Origin of the sequence: Sphingopyxis terrae subsp. terrae NBRC 15098 (assembly GCF_001610975.1) — a bacterium.
Lineage (GTDB): Bacteria > Pseudomonadota > Alphaproteobacteria > Sphingomonadales > Sphingomonadaceae > Sphingopyxis > Sphingopyxis terrae_A.
In genome coordinates, this window is sequence record NZ_CP013342.1 from 13,802 (window position 1) to 31,934 (window position 18,133).

18 protein-coding genes are annotated in these 18,133 nt (G+C 64.8%); 7 read left to right on the forward strand and 11 right to left on the reverse strand.

Annotation, left to right across the window (positions count from 1 at the left end):
- Window positions 1-23 precede the first annotated feature (23 nt).
- The 7 genes from AOA14_RS00065 to AOA14_RS00095 all read right to left on the reverse strand — a co-directional run bounded on the left by AOA14_RS00065 (window position 24) and on the right by AOA14_RS00095 (window position 7,219).
- Entirely contained in the window at window positions 24-509 is a 486-nt protein-coding gene (locus AOA14_RS00065) for a 2'-5' RNA ligase family protein (RefSeq protein ID WP_062900328.1), read from the reverse strand.
- Between the two features lie 230 nt (window positions 510-739).
- Window positions 740-1,501 (reverse strand): alpha/beta fold hydrolase, encoded by a 762-nt coding sequence (locus AOA14_RS00070; protein WP_082819763.1) that lies wholly within the window; start codon window positions 1,499-1,501, stop codon window positions 740-742.
- A 2-nt stretch (window positions 1,502-1,503) separates the two neighbouring features.
- Window positions 1,504-2,436, reverse strand: coding sequence for an endolytic transglycosylase MltG (gene mltG, locus AOA14_RS00075; protein WP_062900329.1), 933 nt, complete (start codon window positions 2,434-2,436; stop codon window positions 1,504-1,506).
- 63 nt (window positions 2,437-2,499) lie between these two features.
- Complete coding sequence (fabF, locus tag AOA14_RS00080) at window positions 2,500-3,759, reverse strand: beta-ketoacyl-ACP synthase II (RefSeq protein WP_003039414.1); 1,260 nt, start codon at window positions 3,757-3,759, stop codon at window positions 2,500-2,502.
- 169 nt (window positions 3,760-3,928) lie between these two features.
- Window positions 3,929-4,165, reverse strand: a complete 237-nt coding sequence (locus AOA14_RS00085; protein WP_003039428.1) for an acyl carrier protein — start codon at window positions 4,163-4,165, stop codon at window positions 3,929-3,931.
- 222 nt (window positions 4,166-4,387) lie between these two features.
- Window positions 4,388-6,148 carry a tetratricopeptide repeat protein gene (locus AOA14_RS00090; protein WP_062900330.1) on the reverse strand — a complete coding sequence of 587 codons (1,761 nt, stop codon included), beginning with the start codon at window positions 6,146-6,148 and terminating at the stop codon, window positions 4,388-4,390.
- A gap of 519 nt (window positions 6,149-6,667) precedes the next feature.
- The gene (locus tag AOA14_RS00095) at window positions 6,668-7,219 is read right to left on the reverse strand and encodes a DUF3617 domain-containing protein (RefSeq protein WP_062900331.1); all 552 of its coding nucleotides are present in this window, start codon (window positions 7,217-7,219) and stop codon (window positions 6,668-6,670) included.
- Window positions 7,220-7,272: 53 nt separating this feature from the next.
- On the opposite strand from AOA14_RS00095, the gene uvrB reads away from it, so the two are divergent.
- Together uvrB and AOA14_RS00105 are read left to right on the forward strand one after the other, a co-directional pair.
- Complete coding sequence (gene uvrB / locus AOA14_RS00100) at window positions 7,273-9,459, forward strand: excinuclease ABC subunit UvrB (RefSeq protein WP_062902933.1); 2,187 nt, start codon at window positions 7,273-7,275, stop codon at window positions 9,457-9,459.
- A 97-nt stretch (window positions 9,460-9,556) separates the two neighbouring features.
- The gene (locus AOA14_RS00105) at window positions 9,557-11,062 is read left to right on the forward strand and encodes a S10 family peptidase (protein ID WP_062900332.1); all 1,506 of its coding nucleotides are present in this window, start codon (window positions 9,557-9,559) and stop codon (window positions 11,060-11,062) included.
- 104 nt (window positions 11,063-11,166) lie between these two features.
- Here the strand turns inward: AOA14_RS00105 and AOA14_RS00110 are convergent, their stop codons facing one another.
- Complete coding sequence (locus AOA14_RS00110) at window positions 11,167-11,604, reverse strand: hypothetical protein (RefSeq protein ID WP_062900333.1); 438 nt, start codon at window positions 11,602-11,604, stop codon at window positions 11,167-11,169.
- A 128-nt stretch (window positions 11,605-11,732) separates the two neighbouring features.
- On the opposite strand from AOA14_RS00110, the gene AOA14_RS00115 reads away from it, so the two are divergent.
- Window positions 11,733-12,428, forward strand: coding sequence for an NRDE family protein (locus AOA14_RS00115; protein WP_062900334.1), 696 nt, complete (start codon window positions 11,733-11,735; stop codon window positions 12,426-12,428).
- 10 nt (window positions 12,429-12,438) lie between these two features.
- Here AOA14_RS00115 and infC read toward each other — a convergent pair whose 3' ends face one another.
- Entirely contained in the window at window positions 12,439-12,975 is a 537-nt protein-coding gene (infC, locus tag AOA14_RS00120) for a translation initiation factor IF-3 (protein ID WP_003039450.1), read from the reverse strand.
- Window positions 12,976-13,160: 185 nt separating this feature from the next.
- Window positions 13,161-14,348, reverse strand: coding sequence for a penicillin-binding protein activator (locus AOA14_RS00125; RefSeq protein ID WP_062900335.1), 1,188 nt, complete (start codon window positions 14,346-14,348; stop codon window positions 13,161-13,163).
- Window positions 14,349-14,358: 10 nt separating this feature from the next.
- On the opposite strand from AOA14_RS00125, the gene rsmI reads away from it, so the two are divergent.
- The 4 genes from rsmI to AOA14_RS00145 are packed head-to-tail and all read left to right on the forward strand — an operon-like array spanning window position 14,359 to window position 17,177.
- Window positions 14,359-15,219: a 16S rRNA (cytidine(1402)-2'-O)-methyltransferase gene (gene rsmI / locus AOA14_RS00130; protein WP_062900336.1), complete on the forward strand. Its 861-nt coding sequence runs from the start codon at window positions 14,359-14,361 to the stop codon at window positions 15,217-15,219.
- Between the two features lie 14 nt (window positions 15,220-15,233).
- Window positions 15,234-15,584 carry a YraN family protein gene (locus AOA14_RS00135; protein ID WP_062900337.1) on the forward strand — a complete coding sequence of 117 codons (351 nt, stop codon included), beginning with the start codon at window positions 15,234-15,236 and terminating at the stop codon, window positions 15,582-15,584.
- Between the two features lie 11 nt (window positions 15,585-15,595).
- On the forward strand, window positions 15,596-16,546 hold the full coding sequence (gene gshB / locus AOA14_RS00140) for a glutathione synthase (protein WP_062900338.1): 951 nt from the start codon (window positions 15,596-15,598) through the stop codon (window positions 16,544-16,546).
- Window positions 16,547-16,568: 22 nt separating this feature from the next.
- Window positions 16,569-17,177 carry a DedA family protein gene (locus AOA14_RS00145; protein WP_003039464.1) on the forward strand — a complete coding sequence of 203 codons (609 nt, stop codon included), beginning with the start codon at window positions 16,569-16,571 and terminating at the stop codon, window positions 17,175-17,177.
- Here the strand turns inward: AOA14_RS00145 and AOA14_RS00150 are convergent.
- Window positions 17,174-18,067 carry a tyrosine-type recombinase/integrase gene (locus AOA14_RS00150; protein WP_062900339.1) on the reverse strand — a complete coding sequence of 298 codons (894 nt, stop codon included), beginning with the start codon at window positions 18,065-18,067 and terminating at the stop codon, window positions 17,174-17,176. The genes AOA14_RS00145 and AOA14_RS00150 overlap by 4 nt on opposite strands.
- Window positions 18,068-18,133: the final 66 nt, after the last annotated feature.

The window sequence follows — 18,133 nt, forward strand, 5'->3', positions numbered from 1 at the left end:
ATGCACCATGCGTCCGGTCAATATCATGCGCGCGGCCCGCGAAAATTCCTTGCGAATGCCGCCTCCCACGGGCCTCCGCGGTAGTGATGGGCCGCGATTCCGGTGATTTCGACCGGCCGCGGACGAAAGTTGCGCGCGAGGTCGGCAAGCAAGGCGCGCGCCTCGGCCGGAGAAACCTTGTTCTGCACCGTGACATGCAGACGCGGCGTCGCCTGATCCTGCGGCGTCAACAGTGCCGCAAAGCGATCGGCAATGCGCGCCCGGATCGCGATCAGGTCCGGGCTGTCGATCCGAAACGCAACCCCGCGCCCGAGAGAATAGACGGCCGACACGACGGCGCGCGGCGGCGGCGTATCAGCGGCGATGGCGCGGAACAGAGCCGCAAGTTCCTCGAGCAGCGACGGCGGCAGATGATGGAAAAGCGTGATATGCGCCGAGAGGTAATTGCGTTCGGGCGGGAAATGCGCGCGGCGCAGCGCATCGAAGTAGCGCTGATCGGCCGCGCCCATCGTTCCAGTGATGACGATGGGCGCGGCGTCAGCGACGCGAGCGGGAGGGGGGGTGTCCGCGCCGCCGCTTGCGAGATGGGATGGACGGTGAGCTCGGGAGGGGAGTTCGCTGTCGTCCATGGGACGCCCTTTCTCGCTGCAGCAGCCTCTGCGCCCAAGCGCGCCCGGCATCCAATCGATTAATTGGTTCAGAATGATCGCCCGAAACGATCAGAAAAATTCGGGTGCGCTTATAGGCTGTTCCAGAAAGCGTGAAGCGCCGCCGCAACCGCGTGCGGCCGCTGGGCGATCGCCCAATGTCCCGCATCCCCGACGATCGTCAGCGGCATCGCCCGATTCGCCGCGAACCGCTGTGCCACCGAAAGCTCGACATAGGGGTCGCCCGCCCCCCAGACGAGCATCCCCGCGCGCGGCAGGCGGTCGAGGTCGAGCGCCCAGTCATGCGCGAAGCTGAGCCCATGCGCCGACCGATAGAGTTTCAGTATCGCGCGCCTTTTGTCCTTGAGCGCCCACTGCGCCGCTTCTTCCTGCGCGATGTCGGCTGGAACGCCCTGATCGATCAGTCCGCGGGCAAGCGCACCGGGACGACTGATCGCCATGAAAGCTTCGCCCAGCAGCGGCGTGTTCCAGATGCGCGCGACCCGGTGACCGCGATAGTCGGGATCGATCACCGCATTGGAAACCGCCCAGCTCCGGATCAGGTCGGGGCGCAGCATCGCGACGCGCTGCGCAATCAGCGCCCCCCAGTCGTGACCGACGATATCGATGGGACCATGCTGGGCCGCCAGCGCCGCGGCCTCGCCGGTCGCCCAATCGGCATAGGCCTCCTTCGTCGCAGCGAAACCGGCGGGAAGCGGCCCGGTGAAGCCGGGAAGCGCAGGAACGGCAACCGGTGTATCACCCAGCGCCAGAGCATCCAGCAGCGGACTCCAGATTGCCGGACTGTCGGGAACGCCGTGCAGGAAAAGCTTTGCAGTCATTCCCCCGGTCATCGCTACATCTCCCCCCTGTCGCGGCGCAGTTCATACCATTTCTGCACATTGGCATTATGCTCGGACAGGGTGCGCGCAAAGACGTGGCCACCGTCGCCCTTCGCAACGAAATAGAGATACTCATTGGGCTCGGGGTCAAGCACTGCGGCGATCGACGCCTTGCCGGGATTGGCGATCGGCCCCTTGGGAAGCCCGGCCATGGCGTAGGTATTATAACCGTTCACCGCCTGGATTTCGGAGCGCAGGATGCGGCGACCGAGCGGCTTGCCCTTGGTGATCGGATAGATGATCGTCGGATCGGCCTGCAGCCGCATCCCGATGGCGAGGCGATTGGTATAGACGCCGGCGACCGTGCGGCGCTCCGCCGCAACCCCGGTTTCCTTTTCGACGATCGACGCCAGCGTGATCGCCTCGTTGCGGTCCTTTGCCGCGGTGCGCGGGCTCCGCTTGGCCCAGAGCGCGTCGAAGGTCTTGGTCATCGCCGCCTGCATCCGCGCAACCACGGCTGCACGGCTCTCGCCGGTGGTGAAGGCATAGGTGTCTGGCAGCACGCTGCCCTCGGCAGGCACCGCGACCGTCCCCGTCAGGCGCGGCTCGGCCATAAGCCGCTCCCACACCATGATCGACGGCATGCCCTCGGGGACGGTCACGAAACGCTGGACGGTTCGGCCTTCCTGCATCATCCGCAGGATGGCGCCGGCGCCCATGCCCTTCTTCACCTCATATTCGCCGGGCTTGATCGGAGCGTCGGAACCGAAGAGGCGCGCGCGGTTGCGAAAGCCGGAGGCCGAGGTTGCACCTGCCTTTTCCAATATTTCGCCCGCCTTGGCGATGCTGGCACCGGGCGGAATAACGACCACGGTATCGCGCGGCGCGCCGCCGGAGCAGGCCGCAAGCAGCAGCGCGAGAAAGATGGTCAGAAGGGTACGCACCAAAACCCCACCTCATTCATGCGTCAGCCGGCCTGCCCGGAGAGCAGGCCGGCGCGACAAAGAGATTTAATCGAGTGCCTTGACGATCACGCTCGCATTGGTGCCGCCGAAACCGAAGCTGTTGTTGAGCGCGGCCTTCACCGCGCGCTTCTTCGCCTTGTGCGGCACCAGGTCGACGCCCTCGGTCCCCTCGTCGGGATTGTCGAGGTTCAGCGTCGGCGGCACGATCTGGTCGCGGATCGCGAGGATGCAGAAGATCGTCTCGACCGCGCCGGCACCGCCGAGCAGATGGCCAATCGCCGATTTTGTCGAGCTCATCGAGACATCGCCGATCGCGTCGCCGAACAAGCGCTTCACCGCGCCAAGTTCGATCGTGTCGGCCATCGTCGACGTGCCATGGGCGTTGATATAATCGATGTCGGCGGGCGTCATTCCCGCCTTCTTAAGCGCCATTTCCATCGACCGATAGGCGCCGAAACCTTCGGGATGCGGCGCAGTGACATGATAGGCGTCGCCCGAAAGGCCATAGCCGACGACTTCGGCGTAGATCTTGGCGCCGCGCGCCTTGGCATGCTCATATTCCTCGAGCACGACGACGCCGGCGCCTTCGCCCATGACGAAGCCGTCGCGATCCTTGTCATAGGGGCGGCTCGCCTGTTCGGGGCGGTCGTTGTAGCTCATGTTGAGCGCGCGCGCCTGCGCAAAGCCTGCAATGCCGATCGGACAGATGGTCGATTCCGATCCACCGGCGAGCATGATGTCGGCATCGCCATCCTTGATCATCCGCGCCGCGTCGCCGATCGAATGGGCGCCGGTCGAGCAGGCGGTGACGACCGCATGGTTCGGCCCCATCAGGCCGTATTTGATGCTGACCTGACCCGAAATCAGGTTGATGAGGCGGCCGTGGACGAAGTGCGGGCTGACACGGCCCGGCCCCTTTTCGGCGAGCAGCAGGCTTTCGCTCTCGATCCCCGGCAGGCCGCCGATGCCCGACCCGATCGAGCAGCCGGCGCGCAGCTTTGTCTCATCGTCCATCTCGGTCAGCCCTGCGTCTTCGAGCGCCTGTCCGGCGGCGTCGATGCCATAGATGATGAAGGGATCGACCTGCCGCTGCACCTTGTGGTCGACGCGCTTGTTGGCGTCGAAGCCATATTCATGGTCGGCCGGCTTGACCTCGCACGCGATCGTGCATTTCTGGTCGGAGGCGTCGAAGCGGGTGATCGTTCCCGCGCCCGACTTCCCGGCAAGCAGATTGGCCCAACTGGTTTCGACGTCTCCGCCCAGCGGCGTCACCAATCCCAAACCCGTCACCACAACCCGGCGCATAGACTTTCCTTTCGTCGGTTCCGGCCCTTGCGGAACCCGGCATCATTCTTGTCGGGGCATGCCCATAAAAAAAGCTTCCCGGCCACTGCGCGCGAGCGCTCGGGACCGGGAAGCCGGAAACGCGTGGGCAGCGTCGCCGCCGCGTCCGGCTGTGCCGGACCGGACCGCTTTAGCCCTTGTTCGCTTCGATGTAGTCGATCGCATCCTTGACGGTGGCGATCTTTTCCGCCGCGTCATCGGGAATTTCGACACCGAATTCTTCTTCGAACGCCATCACCAGTTCGACGATGTCGAGGCTGTCGGCGCCCAGATCGTCGATGAAGCTCGCTTCTTCGGTGACCTTGTCGGCTTCGACGCCCAGATGTTCGACGACGATCTTTTTAACCTTTTCGGCCGAATCGCTCATGCACAGTTCCTTTTTTCTGACTGTCTCGTGAATGTTGGGATTTGCCCTAGTGTCCGTCGGCGGGGCTGGCAAGAGGGCTGGCGCGTTGTGGGCGCCGAAGCTCGCATCAACCCGCCCTTTCCTGCCGCGCGGCGGGTGCAGACGCCTCCCCCTTTCGTCCCCTGGGCAACCACCGCATAAATAGGAAACGGCACCGCGGCCTTCAAGCGCCAGGCGCACCGTTCATCGCGCGACCGGCTGCGGTGCCACTACCCCCGATTCCCGCAGCGCCTGCGACGCACGCCGGATCACTTCGGGATTTATCATGAACTGGCGCAGCACCTTTTCGGGTGGCGCATCCTGCGGCTGGCGCGTGTAATCGAGCAGATGCCGCCACAGGCCGCGCGCTTCATCGACCTTTCCCTGCCGCGCAAAAACGATGGCCCGGACCATCGTATATTGCGGCTCCATGGTGCTGGTCGATGGCATATGATCGAGGACAGCCAGCGCGTCGTCCTGCCGCCCCTGCTGAGAATAGACGAAGGCGAGCGTGACCGCCGGGACGCCTGGCGCCGACGCGTCGAGCGCCAGCGACCGTTCGAGCAGCGCAATGCCCTCTAGGGGCTGGTCGCAGGCAATCTTGAACACGCCCTGGAATCCGGCCGTGTCGGCGTCATAGGGGTTGAGCCGTACCGCGGCATCGCCAATGCCAACGCCGCCGCGGCAATTGCCGCCATAATATTGTGCGCGCGCCATCGCGAAGGTCGCCGCCGCGGTTTCGGCGCCGGTGTCATAGGCCCGCTGTGCGAGCGAGACGGCTTCGGCATAGGCCTTGTCGCCCGCCGGTGTGCCGCGCAGCGGCTGCCAATCCCCGAAGCGGACGAGCGACAGCGCGGACAGCGCCGCGGCGTTGCGCGGATCGCGAAAGATCGTCGCGCGCAGGCAGGCATCGACCTTCTTCGCGGTGTCCTTGTTGCGCAACTGCCGCAGCCGGTTGAACTGCGCCAGGCACGGATAGCCGGGCGCAAAATTCTCCGGCTGCCGCGCCAACTGATCGCGAACGATCACGCCATAATCGCCAGCAATCTGGGCAATCGCAGGGTCGATTGCCTCGAATCCAGGCATCTGATCTTGGGTCAGGTGAAATTGCTGCGACCAGATGGTACGCTGATCGGAAACGCGGTTGAGGACCAGCGTGACATCGGCCGGCCCCGCGAGCGTGCGGACGAGCGAAACATCGAGGCGATAATCGGGGCGCTGAGCTGTATCGGGCTTGCCCGCCGACGCTGCACTGCGCAGATCGACGAGGTCGAAACGGCGCAAGCCGTCGCGCAGCCGCCCGTCGAGCGCGCGGGCCAGCGCGCGCGAAACGGGAGTGCTCCCCGATTGCGGAAGCGCAATCTCAAGCAGCGGCGGCGGCACCGCCGAAGGCGCGAACATCCGCTGCCAGTTGCCGGCAAGCCACCAACCGCCCGCCAGCATGGCAACCGCGACAATGACCAGCACCGTCCACCAGCGCGCCCGCGACGATGGCGCTCCAACGCCGGGATGACGCATTGACGTCACACCGGCCCCGCCCGCCTCCGCAGCCACCGCCTCTTCGCCGACACCAGGGGTTACAGCGGCGCTACGTGCCGGCGGTGCGGTGCGGTGCTGCACCACGATCTCGTAGCTGCCCTGCGGCACGCGCAGGCGATGAACCCACGGCGTTTCAGCATAATAACGGTCGAGCAGATTGCGCAGGCGGCCCACCATCACGCGTGGATAGCTGTCGACCGCCGGGTCGAAATCGGCGTTACGCCCCAGCGCCTCGGTCGCGATCGCATAGGCCTTGGGGGCGCTGCGGCCGCCGCGAAGCCGGTGTTCGACCAGATATTGCAGCAGGCGTGACAAGACCGGCGAGCGCAGGAACAACTGGGACTCGCGGAGCCTCTCGAACTCCTCGGCGATGATCTGGTCGGTTTCGCCGGCCTCGAGTGTCTTGTTCGCTTTCGCGCGGTCCATGCAACCCTCTTATACCCTCTGGCGGGGTCTGTCCGCTAGATACGCAAATCGATGAATGCGGCCAGCCATATTTGTTTCAATGTAACGGTAACAGCCCGGATTGGCCATATTTCGCCGGGTTTAACCCGCCTCGGAGAGGTGAAAGAACAGGACGAAAAGATTAAGGAAATCCTAATTTTGGGCGACATGCCGCAACGTGACCCCATGTTACTGTCATCTTCCCCGACGCCATGAGATCGTTCGATTGTCGTGATGCGCGCTTGCGCGGTCACGGCCCGGTTCGGGCTTTGCCTGCCGGGCAATTGAGGTTTCAGGATCGAAGCGCGCGAGCTGGTCCCTGGCGCACTCCGGTATATCCCGAGGCCTCATGAACAAGTGACTTCGCCGGGCGGGATTGTAGCCCCACCTGCACCCCGCCCGGCAAGTCCGCACTTACCCTATTCCGCAGAATGGTCGCTCCCAAGCGTCACGCCAGTGCGATCCAGATGGGGCCGTCGGCCGAAGTCTGCGCTCGTCACGTCAGACCTTGCAGGCGCCGGTCCGTTTGGCCGACATTTGCATCTTCATCGACATGCCCGCAGGGCCTTCGCCCTCCCCCGTACTCGCCATTTCCATCTCATAGCTGTCGCCGCTGTAGGTGCCCTTCATCGTCATCGTGCGCGGACCGGCTTCGCTGGTGCAGCTCATCTTCGCGTCGATCACGCCATGCGCCATCTCGAAATGATCATAGGTGCATTTGCCGCCCGAATTTTCCGCCATCCGCGCCTTCGGATCGCGCGCGTCCTCGGGGGTAAGGCAGTTTTCGAAACTGTGTCCCTGTGCCAGCCGCGCCTTCATCTGCTCCTGCATCTGCGGCGGCAGTTTTTCCATTCCGGGCATCGTCATGTCGGTGATCTTCACCGTGCCGGCCCATTGGCCGGGCTTCATGAACTCGCCCGAAGCGACGGCATCGGCGACTTTGTTCTGCACCGATTCGACCGATTCATTCTTGGCCGACACGCCCTTGCCGCTGTCGCACGCGGACAGCGCGAGCAGCGCGCCCGTCACCATCAGAATATTGCGCTTGAACATCACCCAGACTCCCGCCGTTGCCGATGCGCGGCATCCTCACCATATTGGCAGCGATGGCAATTCAGATTCGCACCTCGCTCGACGAAATCGACACGGCGCAGGACTATGTGCCGCACCGTCCCGCCCGCCCCGACAAGGTGGAGGGCGGCAAGCGGTTCGAACTGGTCAGCGACTATTCCCCGGCGGGCGATCAGCCGACCGCGATCCGCGAGCTGGTCGATACCGCCAGGGAGGGCGAGCGCGATCAGGTGCTGCTCGGCGTCACGGGATCGGGCAAGACCTTCACCATGGCGAAGGTGATCGAGGAGTTGCAGCGCCCGGCGCTGATCCTCGCGCCCAACAAGATCCTCGCGGCGCAGCTCTATGGCGAGTTCAAGAGCTTCTTTCCGAACAATGCGGTCGAATATTTCGTCAGCTATTACGACTATTACCAGCCCGAGGCATATGTGCCGCGGTCCGACACCTATATCGAGAAGGAAAGCAGCGTAAACGAGGCGATCGACCGCATGCGCCACTCGGCGACGCGCGCGCTGCTCGAACGCGACGACGTCATCATCGTCGCCTCGGTATCGTGCCTTTACGGCATCGGATCGGTCGAGACTTATTCGGCGATGATCTTCGATTTGAAGAAGGGGCAGGTCGTCGACAGCGGAGAGATTATCCGCAAGCTCGTCGCGCTCCAGTACAAGCGCAACGACCAGGCGTTCGCGCGCGGCAATTTCCGCGTCCGGGGCGACAGCCTCGAAATTTTCCCATCGCACTATGAGGACATGGCGTGGCGCGTCAGCTTCTTCGGTGACGAGATCGAGGAGATCACCGAATTCGATCCGCTGACCGGCAAGAAGATCGCCAGCCTCAACTATGTGCGCGTCTATGCCAACAGCCACTATGTAACACCCGGTCCAACGCTGAAGCAGGCGACCGAAGCGATCCGCCACGAACTCGCCGAGCGGCTGAAGGAACTCGAAACCGAGGGCCGGCTGCTCGAAGCGCAGCGGCTCGAACAGCGGACAAATTTCGACCTCGAAATGATAGCCGCGACCGGAAGCTGTGCAGGGATCGAAAATTACAGCCGCTTCCTGACCGGCCGCCTGCCGGGCGAGCCGCCGCCGACCTTGTTCGAATATCTGCCCGACAATGCCTTGCTGTTCGTCGATGAAAGCCACCAGACGATTCCGCAGATCGGCGCGATGTCAAAGGGCGACCATCGCCGCAAGATCACTCTCGCCGAATATGGCTTTCGGCTGCCGTCCTGCATCGACAACCGGCCCTTGCGCTTCGCCGAATGGGACATGATGCGGCCCCAGACGGTCAGCGTGTCGGCAACCCCGGGGACGTGGGAAATGGACCGCACCCAGGGCGTTTTCGCCGAGCAGGTGATCCGCCCGACCGGGCTGATCGATCCGCCGGTCGAGATCAAGCCGGTCGAGGAGCAGGTCGACGATCTGATCGCCGAGGCGAAGAAAACTGCCGCGGCGGGCTATCGCACCCTCGTCACTACGCTCACCAAGCGCATGGCCGAGGATCTGACCGAGTTCCTCCACGAAGCGGGACTGAAGGTCCGCTACATGCACAGCGACGTCGAAACGCTCGAGCGCATCGAGATCATTCGCGACCTCAGGCTCGGCGTGTTCGACGTGCTCGTCGGCATCAACCTCTTGCGCGAAGGCCTCGACATTCCCGAATGCGGGCTCGTCGCGATCCTCGACGCCGACAAGGAGGGGTTCCTGCGCAGCGAAACCAGCCTCGTTCAGACGATCGGCCGCGCCGCGCGCAACGTCGATGGCCGCGTCATCCTCTATGCCGACCGCATCACCGGCAGCATGGAACGCGCGCTGCGCGAAACCGACCGCCGCCGCGCCAAGCAACAGGCGTATAACGAAGAACACGGCATCACGCCGACGACGATCAAGCGCAACATCGGCGACATCATCGCGCATGTCGCGTCGAAGGATCAGGTCACCATCGACCTCGGCGACGACAAGCCGCAGCACATGGTCGGCCACAACCTCCGCGCCTATATCCAGGAGCTGGAAAAGAAGATGCGCGACGCCGCCGCCGACCTGGAATTCGAGGAAGCCGGTCGCCTGCGCGACGAAATCCGCCGCCTCGAAGCCGACGAACTCGGCCTGCCCGCGGACGAACAGGTCGCCCCGCGCGTCGGCCGCTCGAACGAGGGCAAGCCGGGTACGCGCAAGGGGCGCTTCGGGAAGCAGAGCAAGACGAAGTGGGGGCGTTAACGCCCCCTTCGACCAAAGCCCGATTGTAACCGACAAGTAGCCTTGTCTCCCCCTTACGCGCGGCCTAGCGTCCGCTCCGCAAACGGGGAGAATATCTATGAAAACGGGTCTGTCGCTGATCGCGCTGGCGCTTGCCGCTGCGGTTCCTGCCACGCTTGCCGCGCAGGACGCGCCGGCCGAAAAAGCCAAGCCGGAAAAGGCCGAGGACATCGTGCCGCAGGTGCACACGACGCGCCTTTCGGGCACGTTCGGCGGACAGAAGATCGGCTATGCCGCGACGATCGGCGAGACGATCCTCAAGAACAAGGATGGCGTGCCCGAAGCGGCGATCGTCACCACCTCCTATATCAAGGAGCCGCGCGATCCGGGCCGCCCCGTGACTTTTCTGTTCAACGGCGGGCCCGGGTCGGGCACCGTCTGGTTGATGATGGGTGCGTTCGGGCCGAAGCGCGTCGCGATCCCCAGCGATGCCAAGGATGACGGCGCCCCGCCCTACCCCATCGTCGACAATCCTGATTCGCTGCTCGACGTGACTGACATCGTGTTCATCGATCCGCCGGGCACCGGCTTCTCGCACCTGATAGGCAAGGCCGATCCCAAGGATTATTACGGCGTGACGCAGGACGCGAAGGCCGTCGCCGAAGTCATCCGCGGCTGGCTCAACGACAATGGCCGCTGGAACAGCCCCAAATTCCTGGGCGGGGAAAGCTATGGCACCACGCGCTCGGCGGCGGTCGCGAACCAGTTGATGAATGTCACCTTCAACGATGTCGGCCTCAACGGCATCATCCTCATCTCGACCGTGCTCGATTTCGCGGCCGGGTCCGATACGCCGGGCAATGAACTCAGCTACATCACCAACCTTCCGTCGATGGCGACGACCGCCCTCTATCACGGCAAGGCGAGCGCGCCGTCGGTCGAACAATTCGCAGAAGAGGCGCGGCAGTGGGCGATCGGCCCCTATGCCGCGGCGCTGCTCAAGGGACAGAAGCTGCAGGGCGAGGAACGCGCCACGATCCGCCGCGAGCTTGCCCGCTTCACCGGCCTGTCCGAAACCTATCTCGAACAGGCGGATCTGCGTGTCACGCCCGGCCGCTTCTACAAGGAACTGCTGCGCGACCGCGGCCTGACCGTCGGCCGGCTCGACAGCCGCTACACGGGCAAGGACTATGACAATGCGGGCGAAGAGCCCGACAATGATCCCAGCTTCTATGGCATCGACGCGGGCTACACCGCCGCGATCAATAGCTGGGCGCGCGATACGCTGGGGTTCAAGACCGACCGCGAATATCAATCGATCAGCGGCATCGGCGGCCAGTGGGACTGGCGCATCGGAGGCCGCGACACCAATGCCTATCTCAACGTCGCGCCCTATATCGGGCAGGCGCTGCGCGAAAACAGCGGACTGCGCGTCTTTGTTGGTCAGGGCTATTATGATTTCGCGACGCCCTTTTTCGCCGCCGAATATTCGCTGTCGCGCACCGGCATCCCGCAGGACCGGATCGAATATAAATATTATGACGCCGGACACATGATGTATATTCGCGACGAGGATCGCCACAAATTGTCGTCGGACATCCGCGCGTTCATTCGCGCGCGGTAGGCAGGACGGGACGCGACGAATCGATAGCGTCGCACCGCGAAGGCAAGGCCAAAAACGGCCCCCGCCTTCGCGGGGGCGACGCTTTATCGGCTTAGCCGCGCCATCTAGCGCAGCACCCCCGCTGCCGCCTGTTTGCGCGCATAGACGAACAGCGCGATCAGGATGATCCAGATAACCGCAGTGAAGATCATCGGGAAGGTCCCGAACATCCGCATCAGGTCGCCATAATGCATGCCGAACTGGTAGATACAGCTGACGGCGAGCCCGACGAGCGAAACCAGGAACGCCGTGACCGCATGGCGGCTGCGAACGAGCAGCAGAAGCGATCCGAGCACCGATCCCCAAACGCCGAGCGCCCATCCGGCGTTCGCCCAGGCGGGAAAGCCTGTGAACCATGCCTGCTGCTCGGGCGTGAAAGCGGCCAGATAATCGGGATTCTGTATCTTGGTCATCACATAGTCCACCGCGCCGAAAGCGTTCCAGACGAGCGATACGGCCCCGACAACCCACAGGTGCCACGGCGTTTTGACGGCTACATTCATGTTGATCTCCCCCTCCAGAAAGATGGGGGCAGACTATCATCCATTCGCGCGCTGGACAATTGGTGATTTACGCGCGCAACACACCATGAACGCTTGGCAAATCCGTCGCGCTCTCCGATAGGCAGCGCATGTGTGTCGTCGCCCTTGCCCGCCGCGTCCATCCCGACTGGCCGCTGATCCTGATCGGCAACCGTGACGAGTTTCACGCCCGGCCGGCGGCGGCGCTCGCCGAATGGGACGATGGCAGCGGCATCGTTGCTGGGCGCGACCTGCAAGCCGGCGGGACGTGGCTCGGCGTGCATCGACCGAGCGGACGCGTCGTCGTGGTGACCAATGTCCGCGGCGCGATGCCCGATCTGGCGAAGGAATCGCGCGGCGCGCTGGTGGTCGACATGTTGCGCGGCGGTGGGCGTTTCACCGATCCGTCCGAAGCCGATCTCGACCGGTTCAATGCCTTCAATCTGTTCGCCGCCGATGGACGTGCCCGCCTGCTCACCAACCGGCCGCAGCCGCTGATCGCAGCGCTGGCGGACGGCGTTCATGCCCTCGCCAACGAACCCGTCGACCACCCCTGCCCGCGCGCCGAACGGCTGCGCGCTGCACTGGCCGCCACGGTCGAGGCCGGCGCCGATCCCGAAGGGTTGCTCGATACACTGACCGCCGAAGGAGGCCCGGCGCTGTTCCTGCGCGGCGAGGTCTACGGCACGCGCGCCTCGACGCTGGTCATGATCGGCGCGAGCGGCGATGCCCGCATGGTCGAGCGCCGATACGAAGCGGGCGGCCGCTCCGGTGGAACGACCGCCCTCGATTTTCGTATCGGCTGAGCCGCAAATCCTATTTAGGCGCGAGCACCATCAGCATCTGACGCCCTTCGGTGCGCGGATGCGCCTCGACCTTGGCGATCTCTGCCGTCATCTCCGCCACGCGCTGCAGCACGTTGAGGCCGAGCTGCGTATGGCTCATTTCGCGGCCGCGGAAGCGCATGGTCATCTTGACCTTGTCGCCTTCCTCGAGGAAGTCGAAGACCTTCTTCATTTTCACTTCGAAATCATGATCGTCGATGTTCGGACGCATCTTGATCTCTTTGATTTCCTGGGTCTTCTGCGTCTTGCGGGCCGCATTGGCCTTCTTCTGGGCTTCGTATTTATACTTGCCCACATCCAGGAACTTGCACACCGGCGGATCGGCGTTGGGGGATACTTCGACCAGATCGAGGCCGACTTCGGCCGCCTGTTCGATCGCTTCAGCAGTCAGCATTACGCCCAGATTTTCGCCTTCCTCGTCGATCACACGGACCTTGGGCGAGGCGATGAATTCATTGTATCGCGGGCCGTTCTTCGGCGGCATTGGCGCCAGCGGGCGGCGGGTCATGGGCGGGCGTATAGCTGTATCTCCTGTGTCGTTTCAGTTCGTATGCGCAGCGGGCGCGCAAACGCGCGCGCGGTGCACATATAATGAACATTGGCGCGGCGTAAAGGTTGCCGTGCGCAATTTACCGGCGGTTTTCGTCCGACTGTGGCGGCTATGCCACGCCCGCTGCCCCTAGGATCCGGACCCTACCATTTGGCGGGTGCGGGGTCGATCACGCGGAAGCCGCCCGCTCCCACCTCGCTGACCTCCAGCGCGCGGATTGCAATGCCGCGGTCGTTGAAGCGGAAGATGCCGTCGATGCCGCCGAATCCATCCGCCGCCATCAGGCGTCCGGCAGGAAAGTTGGTCCCCGGCTTCCAGTCACGCGCAATGCGCACCGTCAGCAGCACCGAATCATAGCCAAGGCTGGCCAGACGATAGGGCGCCTTGCCGAACCGTGTGCGATATTTGGTGGCAAGCTGGCCGTAGAGGCCATCTGAAACGCTGGCGAACCACGCACCGCGCATTGCCGGATTGCCGCCCAAGGTGGCATCGGTGTTCCACAATTCGGTGCCGAGGATCTGGCGCTGTCCCGCGCCCTTGATGATCGGAACCGCGCGCACTGCATTGCCGCCGACATCGGCGATCAGCACCGCGTCCATCGCACCGGCGCTCGCCAGACGGCGCGCCGCGCCCGTCAACGCCGCGGCGCTGCGGTCATAGGTTTCGGTCGCGACGAGCGTTCCGCCCGCATTGGCGACCGCCGCCTTGAATGCCGCCATCGAACGCTCACCATAAAGATTCTTGGGGATCAGCGCGCCGAAGCGCTGCTGCCCCTTGGCCCGGGCAAAGCTCACGACCCGCTCGACCGACTGGCCGGGGACGAAGCCCATGATGAAGACCCCGTTGCCCGCGACGCTGCTGTCGTTCGAAAAGCTGATGACGGGCACCTTCGCCGCCCGCGCGATCGGCGCCACCGCGGTCACATCCTCGCTGAGCAGCGGGCCGAGGATCAGCTTGTTGCCGTCGGCCACCGCCTGCTTCGCGGCCGCGGCGGCGCCCAGCGCGGTGTCATAAGTCGTGATGCGGACCTTGTCGGCCTTGGTATCTAGCAGCGCCATCGTCGTCGCATTGGCGATCGCCATGCCCACATCGGCGTTGGTTCCCGTCTGCGGAACGAGCAGCGCGACGCGGTGGCGGTCGGTATCGGTCGGCAGGCCGGGGCCGACATTGTCGGTGGGCTTGTCGGGCGGCGGCGGGGTCGCCGGACCGCTGGTCTTCGGCACCACCTGGCATGCGGCGAGCAGCCCGCCAAGCGCCAGCGTCGCGATACCGCGCAGCAATTGCCGCCGCGGCGACGCATTCCCTTGGCGCTCGCGCGTCGTTTCTGCCATCTCTGACGCCATGCCGGATTCGACCATCTCTATATCTCCCTTGCCCGGTCTCTATATCGTCGCGACGCCCATCGGCAACCTTGGCGACATCACCCCGCGCGCCGCGGCGGTGCTTGCGCGCGCCGACGTGATTGCGGCGGAGGACACGCGCGTCACGGCAAAGCTGCTCGCACATCTGGGTTTGCGTGTTCCGATGACCCCCTATCACGATCATAGCGACGAACGCGCCCGTGCGGCGCTGGTTGCCCGGATGGCGGACGAAGTCGTCGTGTTGGTGTCCGACGCGGGAACCCCGCTGATTTCGGACCCCGGCTACAAGCTGGTGCGCGATGCGCGCGCGGCGGGACGGGCGATCACTACCCTGCCCGGCCCCTGCGCGGCGATCGCCGCCATTACCCTGTCGGGCCTGCCGAGCGATCGCTTTCTTTTTGCGGGCTTCCTGCCGAACAAGGCCAAGGCACGCGCCGACACGATCGCCGAATTCGCCGCTTTGCGCGCCACACTCGTCTTCTACGAAAGCGGGCCACGCCTCGCCGCGACCCTGACCGCGCTCGCCGCCGGCCTTGGCAATCGCGAGGCGGCGGTCGCGCGCGAAATCAGCAAATTATACGAAGAATGCGTCACCGGCTCGCTCGAAGATCTCGCCGCGCGCTACGCCGACGCACCACCAAAAGGCGAAATCGTCGTGATGGTCGGCCCGACCCAGGAGCAGGCCGTCGAAGCTGCCGACGACGCAGCGATCGACGCGGCGCTGCGCGATGCGCTGGACGAGCAGCCGGTGGCCAAAGCCGCCAAGGCCGTCGCCAAGCGCTTCGGGCTCGACCGTCACGCCGTTTATGCGCGCGCACTCGCGCTTAGGGATCGCGCTTGAACCGAGGATCGCGCTTGAACCGCTCCGCCGCCGAAGCGTGCGGACGCCGGGCCGAGCTGCGCGCTGCCTGGTGGCTGTGCCTGCATGGCTGGCGTATCCGGGGCGAACGGCTGCGCGTTCCCGCGGGCGAAGTCGATCTGGTGGCGCGGCGCGGCCGCACCCTCGCTTCCATCGAGGCAAAATGGCGCGACCACGCCGCCGACCTCGATATGGCGATCGGCGAATTTCGCCTGCGCTGCGTCGCGGCAGCCGCAGAAATGCTCAGCGCGCGCTTTACGCGACCCGATGATGATATTCGCATCGACGTGATGCTCCTTGCGCCGGGGCGCTTGCCTCGCCATCTGGTCCACGTCTGGCAGCCCTGAAGGAAGACGGAATGACCCTGCGCGCGGCGGTTCAAATGGACCCGATGGATGGCATCAATATAGGCGGTGACAGCAGTTTCGCGTTGATGCTGAAAGCGCTCGAACGCGGCTACACCCTCTATCACTACGATGTGCGCGGGCTGACCTGGGAGGCCGGACGGCTGACGACACGGGCGCACCCCGTGCTCGACGTCAAGCGCGAGACCAGCGCGCATTACCGCTTCGGCGATCCGGTGACGATCGACCTTGGCCGCGATGTCGATGTCGTGCTGATGCGGCAGGATCCGCCCTTCGACCTCGGCTATCTTACCGGCACCTGGTTGCTCGAACGCATTCGGGGCGAAACGCTGGTGGTCAATGATCCGGTTTCGGTGCGCAACGCGCCCGAAAAGGTTTTCGTGCTCGATTTCCCGCAATTCATGCCGCCGACGATGGTCACGCGCGATCTCGACGCGGTGAAGGATTTTCAGGCGCGCTACGGCGCCGTTGTCGTCAAGCCGCTGCACGGCAACGGCGGCAAGGCGGTGTTTCGCATCGACGCCGACGGCAGCAATCTCGGCGCACTGGTCGAACTTTTCGGTCAGGTGTGGCCCGAACCCTTCATGGTCCAGCAATTCTTGCCCAGCGTGTCCAAAGGCGACAAGCGGATCGTGCTGGTCGACGGCGAGGTGGCCGGCGCGATCAACCGCAAGCCCGGCGAAGGCGAGTTCCGGTCGAACCTTGCCGTCGGCGGCTATGCCGAAGCGGCCGAATTGACGCCGCGCGAGCAGGAAATCTGCGCCGCGCTCGGCCCGCAGCTCAAGGAACGCGGCCTGATCTTCGTCGGCATCGATGTGATCGGCGGCGAATGGCTTACCGAAATCAACGTCACCTCGCCGACCGGCATTGTCGCGATCGACCGCTTCAATAACAGCGATACGGCCGGCATGATCTGGGATGCGATAGAACGCCGGATCGCTTGAGCCCCCACCGCGTTTGCCATCCATGACCGAATTCATCCTCGATCTAATTCAGGCGTGGGGATATTGGGGCATTGCCGTCCTGATGTTCCTCGAAAACGTCTTCCCGCCCGTCCCGTCCGAAGTCATCATGGGGCTGGGCGGCATTGCGGTCGCGCAAGGACGCTTCGACTTCTGGACCCTCGTCGCGGTCGCGGTCGCCGGCACCACCGCGGGCAATTGGGTGTGGTATGCGATCGGGCGCTGGATCGGCTACAAGCGGCTGAAGCCCTTTATCGACCGCCACGGCCGCTGGCTGACGCTCGACTGGCACGAGGTCGAGCGGCTGCACGCGGGCTTCGTCCGATATGGTCCGGGCATCGTCTTCGTCGCGCGCTTCATGCCCGTCGCGCGGACGATGGTGTCGCTGCCCGCGGGCATGGTCCATATGAATCAGGCGAAATTCCTGCTGTGGACCGCCGCCGGATCGACAATCTGGATCGCCGCGCTCGCCGGTGCGGGCAACTGGTTCGGCAAGCAGTTCGCCGATATCGAACAGTTCGTTGGCCCGCTCGCGCTCGTCGCGATCGGCTCGCTGGTCCTTCTCTACTTCTGGCGCGTCTTCACCTGGAAACCCAAGCACCGCCGCGACTAACCGGCGCGCGGGTGGGCGCTGCGATAGACGTCGAGCAGATGCGCGGCATCGACTGCGGTGTATATCTGCGTCGATGCCAGACTCGCATGGCCCAAGAGTTCCTGCAGGCTGCGCAAATCGGCCCCGCCCGCCAGCAGATGCGTTGCGAAGCTGTGGCGCAGCGCGTGCGGCGTCGTGCGCTCGGGCAGGCCGAGCGCGCGGCGCGCCTGCCGCACGCTGGCGCGCACCACACCCGGTTGCAGCGGCCCGCCGCGCGCGCCGACGAACAGCGGCGCATCCTTTCCCATCGGCCAGGGGCAGGCCGCGGCATAGCGTGCGACCGCCGCCGCGACCGCGGGCAGGATCGGCACGATCCGCGTCTTGCCGCGCTTGCCGGTCACGCGCAGCGTTTCACCGAGCGGCAGCGCTGCGCCCGATAGCGACAGCGCTTCTCCGATGCGCAGACCCGCGCCATAGAGCAGCAGCAGCAAGGCAAAATCGCGCGCGCCGACCCAGGCTTCGCGGGCATTGTCCTCGACATCCTGCGCAAGCTGCATCGCCTCGGCCGGCGCGACCGGGCGCGGCAGTCCCTTTTTGACGCGCGGACCGCGCATCTGCGGTACGCTGGCGTTCGACCCGCCGACGAAGCGCAGAAAGCTGCGCAGCGCCGACAATTCGCGCGCGGCCGAGGCATTGCCCAGCCCGTCGGCCCGGCGATCGGCAAGATAGGAGCGCAGATCGTTCGGGGTCAGGCCTTTGAGCATGCGCGCATCGACTGCCCCGCCGCGATGATGCGCCAGAAAGCCACAAAAGCGCTCGGCGGTCGCGATGTAGGCGCGGCGCGTATGGTCCGACCGGCGCTTTTCATGCGCCAGATGGGCGTTCCAGTCGCGGATCAATTGATCGGTCACGGCTCCCCTCCCATTCCGTCCGTGTCGAGCCCGTCGGCTGCCTGGGTAGGCGCCCAGGATGAACTT

Coding starts and splice junctions, on each gene's coding strand:
- AOA14_RS00065 (WP_062900328.1), bottom strand. CDS start 509: ATGGGCGCGGCCGATCAGCGCTACTTCGATGCGCTGCGCCGCGCGCAT.
- AOA14_RS00070 (WP_082819763.1), bottom strand. CDS start 1,501: ATGACCGGGGGAATGACTGCAAAGCTTTTCCTGCACGGCGTTCCCGAC.
- fabF (WP_003039414.1), bottom strand. CDS start 3,759: ATGCGCCGGGTTGTGGTGACGGGTTTGGGATTGGTGACGCCGCTGGGC.
- AOA14_RS00085 (WP_003039428.1), bottom strand. CDS start 4,165: ATGAGCGATTCGGCCGAAAAGGTTAAAAAGATCGTCGTCGAACATCTG.
- AOA14_RS00090 (WP_062900330.1), bottom strand. CDS start 6,148: ATGGACCGCGCGAAAGCGAACAAGACACTCGAGGCCGGCGAAACCGAC.
- AOA14_RS00095 (WP_062900331.1), bottom strand. CDS start 7,219: ATGTTCAAGCGCAATATTCTGATGGTGACGGGCGCGCTGCTCGCGCTG.
- uvrB (WP_062902933.1), top strand. CDS start 7,273: ATGGCAATTCAGATTCGCACCTCGCTCGACGAAATCGACACGGCGCAG.
- AOA14_RS00105 (WP_062900332.1), top strand. CDS start 9,557: ATGAAAACGGGTCTGTCGCTGATCGCGCTGGCGCTTGCCGCTGCGGTT.
- AOA14_RS00110 (WP_062900333.1), bottom strand. CDS start 11,604: ATGAATGTAGCCGTCAAAACGCCGTGGCACCTGTGGGTTGTCGGGGCC.
- AOA14_RS00115 (WP_062900334.1), top strand. CDS start 11,733: ATGTGTGTCGTCGCCCTTGCCCGCCGCGTCCATCCCGACTGGCCGCTG.
- infC (WP_003039450.1), bottom strand. CDS start 12,975: ATGACCCGCCGCCCGCTGGCGCCAATGCCGCCGAAGAACGGCCCGCGA.
- AOA14_RS00125 (WP_062900335.1), bottom strand. CDS start 14,348: ATGGCAGAAACGACGCGCGAGCGCCAAGGGAATGCGTCGCCGCGGCGG.
- rsmI (WP_062900336.1), top strand. CDS start 14,359: ATGCCGGATTCGACCATCTCTATATCTCCCTTGCCCGGTCTCTATATC.
- gshB (WP_062900338.1), top strand. CDS start 15,596: ATGACCCTGCGCGCGGCGGTTCAAATGGACCCGATGGATGGCATCAAT.
- AOA14_RS00145 (WP_003039464.1), top strand. CDS start 16,569: ATGACCGAATTCATCCTCGATCTAATTCAGGCGTGGGGATATTGGGGC.